The 13,492-nt window shown below is 37.3% G+C and carries 10 protein-coding genes; 2 read left to right on the top strand and 8 right to left on the bottom strand.

Going from position 1 to position 13,492, the window contains the following annotated elements; genetic code table 11:
* Positions 1–288: 288 nt before the first annotated feature.
* Complete coding sequence (locus tag FJQ98_RS02000) at positions 289–969, bottom strand: hypothetical protein (protein ID WP_053595815.1); 681 nt, start codon at positions 967–969, stop codon at positions 289–291.
* Positions 970–981: 12 nt separating this feature from the next.
* Positions 982–2,094 (bottom strand): mandelate racemase/muconate lactonizing enzyme family protein, encoded by a 1,113-nt coding sequence (locus FJQ98_RS01995; RefSeq protein ID WP_053595816.1) that lies wholly within the window; start codon positions 2,092–2,094, stop codon positions 982–984.
* Between the two features lie 79 nt (positions 2,095–2,173).
* Between FJQ98_RS01995 and FJQ98_RS01990 the strand changes: the two genes are divergently transcribed.
* On the top strand, positions 2,174–3,415 hold the full coding sequence (locus tag FJQ98_RS01990; protein ID WP_053595817.1) for a hypothetical protein: 1,242 nt from the start codon (positions 2,174–2,176) through the stop codon (positions 3,413–3,415).
* 78 nt (positions 3,416–3,493) lie between these two features.
* Here the strand turns inward: FJQ98_RS01990 and nhaC are convergent, their stop codons facing one another.
* Both nhaC and FJQ98_RS01980 read right to left on the bottom strand, forming a co-directional pair.
* Positions 3,494–4,939, bottom strand: coding sequence for a Na+/H+ antiporter NhaC (gene nhaC, locus FJQ98_RS01985; RefSeq protein WP_053595818.1), 1,446 nt, complete (start codon positions 4,937–4,939; stop codon positions 3,494–3,496).
* A 263-nt stretch (positions 4,940–5,202) separates the two neighbouring features.
* Complete coding sequence (locus FJQ98_RS01980) at positions 5,203–6,312, bottom strand: amidohydrolase (RefSeq protein WP_053595819.1); 1,110 nt, start codon at positions 6,310–6,312, stop codon at positions 5,203–5,205.
* Positions 6,313–6,646: 334 nt separating this feature from the next.
* Between FJQ98_RS01980 and FJQ98_RS01975 the strand changes: the two genes are divergently transcribed.
* Positions 6,647–6,904 carry a hypothetical protein gene (locus tag FJQ98_RS01975; protein WP_053595820.1) on the top strand — a complete coding sequence of 86 codons (258 nt, stop codon included), beginning with the start codon at positions 6,647–6,649 and terminating at the stop codon, positions 6,902–6,904.
* Here the strand turns inward: FJQ98_RS01975 and FJQ98_RS01970 are convergent.
* From FJQ98_RS01970 to FJQ98_RS01955, 4 genes are all read right to left on the bottom strand, one after another.
* Entirely contained in the window at positions 6,891–7,034 is a 144-nt protein-coding gene (locus tag FJQ98_RS01970; protein ID WP_198926912.1) for a hypothetical protein, read from the bottom strand. The genes FJQ98_RS01975 and FJQ98_RS01970 overlap by 14 nt on opposite strands.
* Positions 7,035–7,217: 183 nt before the next feature.
* On the bottom strand, positions 7,218–10,241 hold the full coding sequence (locus FJQ98_RS01965) for a leucine-rich repeat protein (RefSeq protein WP_053595821.1): 3,024 nt from the start codon (positions 10,239–10,241) through the stop codon (positions 7,218–7,220).
* A gap of 648 nt (positions 10,242–10,889) precedes the next feature.
* Entirely contained in the window at positions 10,890–12,932 is a 2,043-nt protein-coding gene (locus tag FJQ98_RS01960) for a TRAP transporter permease (protein ID WP_053595822.1), read from the bottom strand.
* On the bottom strand, positions 12,929–13,444 hold the full coding sequence (locus FJQ98_RS01955) for a DUF1850 domain-containing protein (protein ID WP_053595823.1): 516 nt from the start codon (positions 13,442–13,444) through the stop codon (positions 12,929–12,931). Before FJQ98_RS01955 ends, FJQ98_RS01960 begins: the two co-directional genes overlap by 4 nt.
* Positions 13,445–13,492: the final 48 nt, after the last annotated feature.

Genomic DNA, 13,492 nt, shown 5'->3' with positions numbered 1-13,492 from the left:
TATATTTTTAACCCCGTCCTAAACTTAGAACGGGGTTGTGCTTGTTTGAGCTTTTAAAATTAATTAACTTTATTGTTATTTTAATCATGGCTATAATACTATTTTGGATCAGCTTGTCACTCATACTAGTGATGAGGAGCTGTTGATTTTTCACGGAGAGTGGCGACTCCTGCGGGATTAGCTTGAGCGGAAAGCGCCAACTCGGAATGAAAATCAACTATTGTTTATTGATACACCTTCATTTATATATTATTCTTTTGTCGACAAGGTAAAGCTTTTTTCTTTTATTTATTTTTCATAAACGACAAACCAATCATTTTGATCCTCAAACATAGATGTACCTGTATAGCCCTGTTTTAAAAGTTGTTGTTGACCGACTGTATCGTCCATCGATATCGATTTCTTTTCTGTAAAGATTGGTAGCTCTTGTCGCAAGTCTTTATAGAAAATATATCGTAGCTTATCTACATACTTAATCTTTAATCCCTTTATCATTAATCCTTGAGAAAATTTATCTTTTAAGCTCGGGATATTATAGGGCTTTACTGTTGAGCATACATAATCATATTTTTCTAAATCAATATGGCCCATGACAACTCGGGCTAATGTTTTTTGTAATCCATAGCCACGATATGTTGGGGAGACGTTTGATATTTCTTGATATAAAACTCGATGAAATTCATCCTCGGTAATCCCACAATCATAGCCAAGGTGCTCATCATCGATAGGTGGGTTTAGAAGTGCGCGAAAGGCAATTAACTCATCCCCTACGTAAGCACCTATCATCATGCCATTTCCCTTTAAAATATAATCAAATTCCTCCGTGCTTAATGGCTGTAATATACTTTGGTCTGCTAAGGATGCATAAACCTCAAGCTGTAATTTTTCAATTTCTTGCAAATGCTGAAGGTTTAATGTTGTAACAAAAAACGGCGTTTCACCGAGCATACCTTCATAAATCTTTTCCATTTCGCCGCCTCCTTAGGCTGTTACAACTGTTGAGAATTTACATAATTCATTTAGGATTTCTTCATCTACGTCTACACCTAAACCTGGTTTTTCATTTAAACAGATAAATGGAACATCATAGTATAAGTTTCCGACATCTTTAGAGAATTTTAGAGGACCTGTTAATTCTACACTTGTCATTATTTTTTTAGAGAATGCTACATGGAATCCAGCTGCTGAGCCAACTGATGATTCTACCATTGAACCGATTTGACATTCAATGCCTGCCATTTCAGCCATAACTGCTAGTTTCATAGCTGGATAAATTCCACCGCATTTCATTAATTTAATATTTACTTTATCTGCAGCACGCTTTGCAATAATTTCGCGCATTTCACGTACACCGCGAAGTCCTTCATCAATCATTAATGATACATCCGATTTTGACTTCACTTCTACCATTCCATCAATATCTTCACTGTCTACTGGCTGCTCTAACCAATCGATATTTAAATCCTTTAATGCACGTAAGCCCTGCAATGTTGTTGACGCATTGCCCCATCCTTGGTTTACATCTACACGAATTGCGATGTCTTCACCAACACGTTCACGCACCGCTTTGATACGAGCAACGTCACGCGCTACCTCTGTCCCTACCTTCATTTTAAATGATCGATAGCCCACCTCTACACGGTTCGCCGCCTCTTCTGCCATCGCCTCAGGTGTTCCAATGCTCAGTACATGTGTAATCGGGAATTTCTCATGATAACGTCCACCTAGTAGTTGGTACACTGGAACCTGTAACGCTTTCCCCGCAATATCGAAACAAGCAATGTCAATCGCTGCTTTCGCTGCTGGCACATCCTTCACGATTTTGTTCAATTTATCGTGAAGTTTTTCAAAGGCCATTGGATTATCTCCAATGATCGCAGGAGCAAGCTGGTTCTTTAATACAGCATACGTGCTCTCCCACGTCTCCCCTGTCACGTGCTCGTCTGGTACTGCTTCACCATAGCCTACAATACCTGTGTCTGTCGTCACCTTCAAAATAATAGAAGGCATTGTATCATATGTAGCATAACTGATGATAAATGGATCAATAAGTGGTAAATGAATTGCAAAAATTTCTACTTGTTGGATTTTCATTTTTATCAGTCTCCTGTATAATATAGTTGTCGTTAATACGTCGTTAATCATTTAAAAAAATAAAGAAGGAACGTTGCCTATGTCTACTAAAATAGCGGTTATCTGCTCTAAAGCATTTATGAAGCGTATAAATAGTATCGCACAAAACATAGAGAATATTCAAATAGATTTTTACCTTTACAAGCAACCTACAGAGGCATCCGTTTTGTTAAAGGAAATTAAGCCATGTGATGCACTTTTGTTCGGGGGAACGTTGCCCTATTTACATGCCCAATCTGCACTGTCAGAGATGCCCATACCTTGGAATTATATAAAACAAGATGAGACGGCAATTTCCACTACTTTATTATCGCTTATAGCAAATCACGCTGTACCTTTAAATAGAATTTCCATTGATGTTATGAATCCAGATATTGTAGAAAATGTTCTAACAGAAATAGAGTATCGTGGTCCAAAACCGTATATTCAGCCTATATCTATTACTAAACCTACTCAATCTATATTGCAGTATCATATAGCTTTATGGGAAGCTAAAAGCATTGATTTTGTCATAACAAGTATTCATAGTGTGTTTGATGAATTACAGGCTCTTCAAATACCTGCAATGCGCATGTTAGATGCAGCTAACTCCATTATTCAATGCTTAGAAGAAACGAGATCCCAATCACTTCTTACAAAATCCGAATCTGTTAAAGCTGTTGTTGGGCTATTAGAAGCTCCTGAAAATAAACCTATAGACTCTAACATGTTAACGCAAATAACTACAGCTACTCATTCAACGTATAAACAAATTACGCCATACGCTTTTGAACTTTATACGACAGCTGGGCATTTGCAAAAGGCACTTGAAAAAGATGACTTGCAGAACTTATTACAGCAAACGGATAAGCCATTTAAGTTAGCATTTGGTTATGGTCACTCCATTTTTGAGGCTAACCAAAATGCCAAGAATGCATTAACATTTGCGAAGCCTTGTGAAATTTATATTCTAGATGAACATAAAAACTTACTTGGTCCCTTCCCAAATTCGGAAGTAAAGCTAGCTTTAAAAACTGACGATCCCTACGTTTTACAAATGGCAAAGCAAACAAGCTTAAGTCCATTAAACATTTCCAAAATTATTCATTTTAGCCGAGAGCGACAATCCGCTCAATTTACATCACATAATCTTTCAGAATATCTGCAAGTTACACGCCGAACAACAGAGCGCATTATTAAAAAATTAGTAGATCACGGCTATGCTAAAATAGTTGGTGAAGAAATGACTCACCAACAAGGTCGCCCACGCACAATATATGAATTGAACTTTGCAACCTATTAAATTATAGTTCTCGCAGATGCTTTTGCATCCGCGAGACTATAGTTAGCTATCAGAAGAGCGAAATTTTTGTCTCTGGAATTAGTCAGCCATGACCATATTAGCCTCATCCATTTCTTGCTCTTTTTTGTGCTTCTCTGCTGCTTCTATTTCTTCTGGTGTTAGCTTAACAATGGCAAATCCGATATATCCATAAATAATTGAAATAATAGGTACTGTAAAGTTAAGAATTGCATATGGTGCATATTCCATTGCGCCTACACCTAATGTCGCTAAAATAAACACTCCACAAGTATTCCATGGGACGAATACAGAAGTTAGTGTTCCCCCATCTTCTAACGCACGAGATAGATTTTTCGAATGCAAACCACGTTCTTGATAAACATTCGCAAACATACGTGATGGTACAACAATTGAAATATACTGCTCAGAACATGTAGCATTTGTTGTAAAACATGCGGCAATCGTTGCAGCAATTAGGCTTCCTGTAGATTTAGCAAACTTCACAACAACATTCATAAGCGCCTTTAACATGCCGGAATATTCTAACACCCCACCGAATGTCATGGCCACAATTGTCATTGAAACCGTATTCATCATTGAATCTAAGCCACCACGGTTAAATAGCTCGTCCACCATTTCATTGCCAGTTGAAATGACAAATCCTTCTTGTAAAGCATGTACGGCCATTGCAGGTGTGCCACCTTGCACAAAGATTTGTAGTAAGAATCCTGAGATAATTCCAACAATTAAAGCTGGAATTGCAGGGACTTTTTTCGCTACCAATACAATTACACCAACTGGTACAAGCAATAACCAAGGAGAAATAACAAAGCTTTCCTCCATTACTTTTAGTGTTGTTAAAATATTTTCTGATTTCATCGAGATATCTGCAAAGCTTCTTCCCATTATTCCAAATGCAATGACTGAAATAACTAAAGCTGGAATTGTTGTATAAAGCATATGCTTAATATGCTCAAATAAATTTGTGCCTGTTAAACCAGCTGCGAGATTGGTTGTATCAGATAACGGTGACATCTTATCACCGAAATATGCACCCGAAATAACTGCCCCAGCAATCATCGCTGCCGGAATGCCCATACTTAAACCAATACCCATACCAGCAACACCGATTGTTGCCATCGTCGACCATGAGCTACCAATCGCTAGTGCCACAACAGCACATAACAGCATTATTGTTACTAAAAACCAAGCTGGGGAAATTAATTTTAAACCATAAAAAATCATTGTGGCTACGACGCCACCGCCAATCCATGCACCAATTGTCAAACCTACTAAAATAATAATGACAATTGCAGGTAAAGCTAGACGTATCCCCTTATACATCATTTCCTCAATTTCTGTCCACTTAAATCCATGGATTTTGGCAACGATGGATGCTACAACTGTTCCAATAATAAGTGGTACGTGAGGGCTTTGCTCTAACACAACTACTGTAATTAGCATAGCTATAATCATTATTGCAAAAGGCAAAAGTGCCCAACCAGCATTAATATCCTTTTTCATTAACCCATCCCCTTTTTGCACCAATTGCCAATCTGGGTTGCCAAAGACGCAAATAATTTTTTACGATTTTTAGCTTAATATTCAAAAATTAAAAAGTCAACGCAAAAATTTTATGCTTCTCGAGCAATTTCGACTATTTTAGCGTAAAAAAACGCTTTCAAATAGCGATTACAGACAATGCAAAACCGCGTCCATTCATACGTTTGAACAAAAAAAAGAACTATATCAAAAGAATTTTATACTTTTGATATAGCTCGCTATCGTTATTCAGTTTTTTTTTCTAACACACAAGCAAGTACTTTCGCAGCATCAATTAATGCACTTCGTTCAAAAGTCATTTTTGGATGATGTAATCCGGGAGTTAAGTTAGCTCCAATACCAACCATCGTTGCTTTTAATTCAGGTTTTTCTACTGTATAAAAATGGAAATCATCACTTCCGGGCGTTGTAATTTCTTCAGCTAGATGCTCTTCACCAAGTGTTTCAATAATTGCGTTTTTAGCCATATGTGCAGCAACTGAAGAAACCTCAGCTCCAGGTGTAAAATCTAACCATTTCCAGTCCATGTCAATCTCAAACTGCTGTTGGATCGATTTTAAGCCAAACTCAATACGACTACGCAGTAATTCCAGTTGGTTATTACGCTGCGCTCTAATATCCATTGAGAAGCTCGCAGAACCTGGAATAATATTCGTACTGCCACCATCTGCAACAATCTTTGTTAACTTTGCAGAATGAGGTTCAAATGGTGATAAATGTATACTATTTAGCATTTGTTGCACTGCCATAATAACATCTATGGCATTTTTCCCTTGATGAGGCCTAGCACCATGGGCATCAGTGCCTCTAATTGTCCCTTCTAAAAAATAGGCTGCGCCATGATGAATAGCAGGCGATACCTTGCCAAGTGGTAGCTCTTCAATTGGTCTTAAATGAACACCAAATAAATGCGATACCCCATCAACAGCTCCACGCTCAAAGGCTGCACAAGCACCATTCCCAAGTTCTTCAGCAGGTTGGAAAATAAAACGAACACGATGTTGCAGTGGTCGATCTTTCAGCAGTAATAAAGCACCAAGTACCATTGTTATATTTGCGTCATGCCCACATGAGTGATTAGCTTGCCATTTTCCATCCACTTCCTGCCATAAAGCATCTATATCTGCACGTACAGCGACAATTTCATCACCTGTACCAATTTCAGCAATTAACCCTGGAACATCCCCTAACAAACGATAGGATACGTTTAACTCATCTAAAATCGACGCAATCTTTTTAGTCGTTTCATACTCCTTCCAGCTTACCTCTGGGTATTTATGAAAATGTTCAAACCATTGATAAATCGTTTCTTCTAATGTTACTGCATTTGACATAACTACACCTCTATACGTATTTTTGTTTCTCATTATACATGAAACTATTTCATAAAAGTACATAAGCATTTAGACTTATATACACACATATATAAATAGGTATATTTTATTAATGCGCCAAAGAAATCAAATATTGAAAAAATGAGGCTCATCACCAAAAGTTGTGGATGACATTTGTTCAAACGTATGCCCCTTATCTTCATTCAGTAGAAGACTCCTACCTCTTAAGGTGGTGAGATGAATACGGATGTGGTTCCCTTTCAGTGGGTGTCCAAACGCCTACTGAAATAGAGGAAATCAGTCTAAGAACGCCACGTCCTGGGGTAACGACTGAGTGACCAACATCGTGTTGGCCCGAGACCCTGGAGCGAGCATCGCGAGTAAAGCGGCTCATCGGAAGCCCCCTGGAAGCTTTGCTCTGTGCGAAAGCGAAGCGTCAGCAACAAAGCGCCCAGTCCAGTCGGAACGGAAATCAACCACACGCTATGATGATGATCCAAAAATGAATAATATATATAAAAAACAAAGGACTGTGTTAAAAGTAATTTCTACCTTTAGCACAGTCCCTCAAATAAATATTATAAACTTGTAAAAAAACCTTCTGGATATTCTTCATAATGTATCATTGTTAGTTGCTCCTCATTTTTTTCCTCTTCCATAGTAAATTCCAGCTCCTGATCCATTAAATACGTTTCAAATTTTGAGTTAAAAAACTTTTTCATTTAATCACTCCTCCCATTTAATTGAATTTTCTGATAAAAGAATTATACAATGACCTTTGTAAAAAAAGCAATAAACGATGCTCATTATGCATAAAAAATATAAAAACAATCTACTTTTTAGATCAAAATTTTATCAAAAAAGAGATGTATCAAATTATGATACATCTCCCTTTATGGTAAGACTTATAAACCGAGTGCTCGATATATAATCGCCGTAAATTCTGCACGTGTTAGGTTTTCATTAGGTCTAAAATTACCGTTTTCATCGCCTAGTGCAATGTTATTGTCTGCTAAAGCGGCAATATATTCACTCGCCCAGTGCGATGGATCGACATCCTTGAATGTACTATCGCCTTCTGGCGTTAAACCAAATGCAAGCACTATTACTTTTGCCATTTCGGCACGTGTTATAGAAGCATTTGGTCGAAATGCTCCATTTGAACCATCCACGATACCCGCTCGTTGTAGTCGTGTAATTTGTTCATAATTCACATGACTTTTAGGGACATCTGAAAAGGCTACAGCGTCTCGAATTGGTGCTGGTTGTAATGCACGGTCAATCATAAGCACTACGTGTTGACGTTGAATCATATCATTTGGTCGGAAAGTGCCATCTGGAAAACCTATAATAATGCATCGCTCGGCAACTTCTTTAATCATATCTTGTGCCCAGTTTTGATCAACATCCTTGAAAGTAATGTCACAACCGTGGCTTTCCTTCATCCATCGCGCATATAATGTTAGGTCTTCTGTAACAACATCTTTTGCAAAATCCCATGCTTTTGTGAAATTTTCATTTTTATACCAGCCGATAAATAGGTAGCCTTCCTTCTTCGGATTAGAAGGAGCTTTCACTAAAGCTTTATACGGCACTGTTTGCGATGGAATTTCACTACCTCCATTTGAATCAAATGTAACCATATAGTCCTTTGTCCATTTCGCATACAACGTTATGTCTGCGGTTACTTTATCTTTCGCAAAGTCCCATGCATTGTTAAGCGCCGTTTCCTTATACCAGCCATCAAAATGATAGCCGTCTTTCACTGGAGTGGCAGGGGTTTTCACAAGGTCGTTATAGCCGACTGTTTGGGGTGGCACTTCACTTCCACCATTGGAGTCAAAGGTAATTTTATAGTTCGATGAACCTCCACCAGAGCCTCCTGAGCCACCAGATCCTCCACCCGACGTGTTATCCTTTGTCCATTTCGCATACAACGTAACATTTTCTGTCACTACGTCTTTTGCAAAATCCCACGCCTCTGTTAAACCTTTGTCTTTATACCAACCTCCGAATGTGTATCCTGCTTTTACTGAAGTGGATGGGGTTTTTATTAATTCACCATATTCTACTGACTGGGATGGAACTTCACTTCCGCCATTGGCATCAAACGTAACGATATAGCTTGCTTTCGACCATTTGGCGTATAGCGTGATGTCTTTTGTTACGACATTTTGATGGAAGTCCCACGGTTCTGTCAGTTCTTTATTTTTATACCACCCTGAAAATGTATAGCCGGTCTTCTTTGGATTAGTCGGTTCAATTAACAGATTTCCACACTTAGTTGTTTCGGATGGAACAATGTTACCTCCATTTGTATCAAAGGTGACGGTACAATTGTTAGGTAAATCCCACATCGCATATATTGTCATTGGCTGTGGTACAGTGTTAGACCATTTTATAGTATAGTCCTCGTCTTCGAACCATCCATAGAATGTTTTTCCTTTCTTGTATTGCTGATCAAATGGAGTTTGGTCAGACAAGAACTGAGGCTTTCCATGAAATATTACATAATCTAGGTTGTTTTCAATAAAAGCATCATAGTGAATTGTCTCAACACTTGATGGAATTTCAATACTTGTTAATTGGTTATTTTTAAATACAACTCCATCTATTATTTTAACATTGGAGGGGTTCTCGAATTCAACACTTGTTAATCGATTATTTTCAAATGCTCCTTCATCTATCATTGTAATGCTTGATGGAATTTGTACACTTGTTAACTGATTATTAGAAAATACACCTCTCTTTATTTCCGTAAGTGTTGATGGGATTTCTATGTTTGTTAATCGATTATATGCGAATACATGTGTTCCTGTTGTTGTTATATTTAATGGGGTTTCGAACTCCACACTCGTTAATTGATTAAATAAAAAGGCAGCGTCCCCTATCGTCGAAATGCTCGAAGGAATCTTAATGCTTGTTAACAAATTTTGATGAAATGCGTATTTCCCTATCTCTTTTAGATTCGATGAAGCCCCGTAGTCAAACTCAACATTTGTTAATTGATTATAAGAAAAGGCCGCTTCTTCTATCGTTGCAACACTTGACGGAATCTTTACACTAGGTATTTGATTTTTCCTAAATGCCTTTTCACCTATCGTTTTAAGATTTGATGAGGGATCTTGCTCGAACTCTAACTTAATAATTCGGTTTTGATAAAATGCCAGTTCTCCAATCGTTTGAACACTTGATGGAATAGTAACATGTGTCAATTCGTTACGAGCAAATGCCTCCGCTTCAATCGCAATAACACTTGATGGAATCTCTACAGTTGTTAATTGATTGATAAAAAACGCGCCAGTCCCTATCGATGTTACGTTTGATGAAATATCTACGCGCGTTAATCGGTTATTCGTAAATGCATAATTCTGAATCGATGTAACACTCGATGGAATTTCTACGCTTGTTAATTGATTATTAGCAAAAACCATTGCTTCTATCACTGGAATATCTTCGGGAATCGTTACACTTGTTAATTGATTTTCATAAAATGCGCCGACCTCCATCGTTGTAACACTTGAAGGTATTTCTACACTTGTTAATAAATTATTAGAGAATGCATTATTTTTAATCGATGTAACTGTTGATGGAATCTTTACACTTGTTAATCCCTTCTCATTAAATGCTTTTTCTTCAATTGCTACAACTCGTTGTCCTTTAATCACATCGGGAATAACTATATCCGTTGATTCACCGGTATACCCAGTAATGGCAATACCGCCGTCCACACTCTTTGTTATATAATCATTATCACTTGAAGTGGCCGTTTCATCTTCGTTGTTTGATCCTTCGTTCTCATTTTTCTGATCATTCGGCATTACAATATTATTTTCACCATTGCTTGTCGCATAAACAGACACACTACCCAATGACAATTGAGAAAACACTAAAAGCGTGGCAGCTAATAATAAAAAGGCTTTTTTCATTTAGAAACTCCTTTCAACATATAGATTTATGATTTAGCAATAGATGAAAAAGAAATACTTAGAAGTATCACTACTATTACCACAAATACAAAATTATTTACTTTTTACACTAAACCTATACCTCAAATTGAACTTCTTTAAACATATTTTCCCTCTTTTAAGTCTTTTTTTACTTTTCATCTCTTGCAACAGCCTATTTTATAGCATTTTTCAAAAGAATAAAAATCAACTTTTGTTACTTTTCTAGCAAGATTTGATAATAGTGAATTTGAAATTAATGAGTTTGAAAATTCACACTTGATTTGAATGATTTTCAATGAGTATTGGCAAACCATTCTATTTCTAAAAAAAGTAGGCACCCTTTTATCTCTTAATGATTCTTGCTTATTAAGCAAAAAAAATCTCCAGAAAAAGATGCAAATCAATCTTTGTTCACTTTTGAACATATTATGATAATCATTTTTATTGAAATTTAGCGCTAAGTTATGTATGTACTTCTTATTCTACTTTCGTCTTCAACCGCAAAAGAAAAAGAATCTACTCGTTTCCGCAGCTTGTAAGTTAAGCAAATTCCTTGTAGACAAACAAGGCATGCACTTACTAACTCAGAAAATGAGCAGATTCTTATTAGTTAATATTACGGCGGGCCTAAGCTGTAACACTAGTATTACTATTTTGATTGTCATCATCGTTACCTTTACGCTGTGTTACGTATTGGATAACAAACATTGCAATAAAGATGGCTAAACCTGCCCAATCCGAGAATTTTTCTGGATAGATCAGAAGTAAACCAGATGCAATCGCAATAATGCGTTCAAACCAAAGCATTTTGCGATACCAGTAACCGATTACTCCCGCACCTATGGCTACCATTCCTGTAATGGCCGTGAAGACTACCCATATAATTTCAGGTATAGTTGTATCAATCATTAGCAATGCAGGTGAAAATACAATCATATACGGAATAATAAACGCTGCAATAGCAAGCTTCGCTGAGTTTATACCTGTTTTAATCGGATCTCCACCAGAGATTCCTGAAGCCGCAAAAGCTGCAAGTGCAACAGGTGGTGTTATATCAGCAATAATACCAAAGTAGAATACAAAGAAGTGTGCCGATAATAATACAACTACAGGTACTAATTCCTGCGGTGTATTTGGCGATAATAATGCCACGATTGCTGGAGCAGCAATTGTTGACGTAATGACATAGTTTGCTGTCGTCGGAGCCCCCATTCCAAGAATTAAGGAAGCAATCATGACAAAAATCAGCGTTAAAATAATACTACCACCAGCCAAAGCTACTAAACTATTAGCTAAACTTAAGCCTAAACCTGTTTTCACAACAACACCTACGATAATACCCGCGCAAGCTGTTGCCGCTACGACGCCAAGTGCCGTACGAGCCCCTTCAACCAATGCATCAATAATATCCTTTGGTTTTAAACGTGTTTTCTTATCGAACATAGCTACACCAATAGAAATAAGAATACCGTATAGTGCAGCATGCATTACTGGTGTACCTGTTAACATTAAAACGATAATGGAAATAATCGGTAATAGGAGGTAGATTTTCTTAAATACCTCTCGACGATTTGGCATTTGATCATCACGTAAACCTTTTAAACCTACGCGCTTCGCTTCGAAGTGAGTCATAATCCAAATACCTGTAAAATACAGCAGCGCAGGTATCGCTGCTGCCTTGGCAATATCCCAATACGTAATGCCGCGTCCAATAAACTCAACCATTAGAAACGCTGCAGCACCCATAATCGGAGGCATTAACTGCCCACCAGTAGAAGCTGCTGCCTCAACTGCACCCGCGAACTCTTTACGGTAGCCAAGCTTTTTCATCATCGGAATCGTATATGATCCAGATGTTACAACATTCGCTACGGAGCTTCCGGAAATCGTCCCTTGAAGGGCACTAGAAAATACCGCTACTTTTGCAGGACCACCAATTAATTTACCTGCTAGAGCTACTGCTAAATCATTAAAGTATTGACCAACACCTGTTTTGACAAGGAATGCACCAAAGAGTAAAAACACAAAAATAAATGTGGCAGAAACACTAATCGGTGTTCCAAAAATCCCATCTGTTGTAAAATACATGAGATTAACAATGCTCTCTAAATCCTGCCCTCTGTGTGCCATAAAATCTGGGAAATACGGCCCGAAGTATGCGTAAATTAAGAAACATATAGCAATGATTGTAATCGGTAAACCTACTGCACGTCGAGCTGCCTCAAGTACCAATCCGACGGCTATTAAACCAATGATAAAGTCTATTGGTGTAATGGTACCATTACTATTAACAAGCTCTGTATAATTCATTGTCCAATACGAACCTACTACAATGGATAATACCGCTAAAATATAATCGAACCATGCGATTTTATGCTTTGCTGCTTTTTTCCGAGCAGGGAATAGTAAGAAAATAAGAGTCAAACCAAAACCTAAATGTATAGTACGCTGGATTTGCGCTGGGAATTGGCCGTAAATTGCTGTATAGAGTTGGAACAATGAAAATGCTAGTAACCCAAAGAAAATGACATGCTTCATGATGCCTGATATCGTTCGCACATTCGATTCAATATCATATTTCTCTAGTATTGCTTGTTGCTCTTCAGCAGATATTTGCTCAAATTCTTCTTTTTTTACTTCTTCGTTGTTTGATTTTTGCTGTGTCGTCATTTCATCCTTACTCCTTTCCATTGTTCATAAAGGGATAAGCGCTTTACCTCAAATAAATAGGATTTTCCCCTTTGTAAATCTTTTTTTAAATCATATTCATACTGCTCATATCTTAATACAAGATCTAAATCTAAATCGCCAATGTATATTGTAAAATTTTCAATAACCTCATTGTCGAATTGCAAATAATATTTACCATCTCGTTTTGTTAATGTTTGATTTTTCTCTGCAAAGCTTGGCATGCCAATTGCTAAATCTTCATACTCCATCCCTAACATTTGAATACGTGTTCCATCCACGCGTTTATAATGTTCAAGTACATCCGATTTATGGATGGAATGAGTGTATCTGATTTGAAATGTATCCTCAGCTGTAAGTGGTATATAATGCAATATTGGATGATCTATACGTGTTTCCGTAAATGCGAATACCTTTTGAAGAGGAAGAAAAATGACTATACTAAAGCAAATAAATAAAAAAGTTAAAACAATTATTAATTTCCTCTTTCGCATTACATCTGTTCCCCCACTTAAAAAGCTATTCGCTAATACTCACGACTT

Origin of the sequence: Lysinibacillus agricola (assembly GCF_016638705.1) — a bacterium.
GTDB lineage: Bacteria > Bacillota > Bacilli > Bacillales_A > Planococcaceae > Lysinibacillus > Lysinibacillus agricola.
This window is presented reverse-complemented; position numbering and strand designations above follow the sequence as displayed.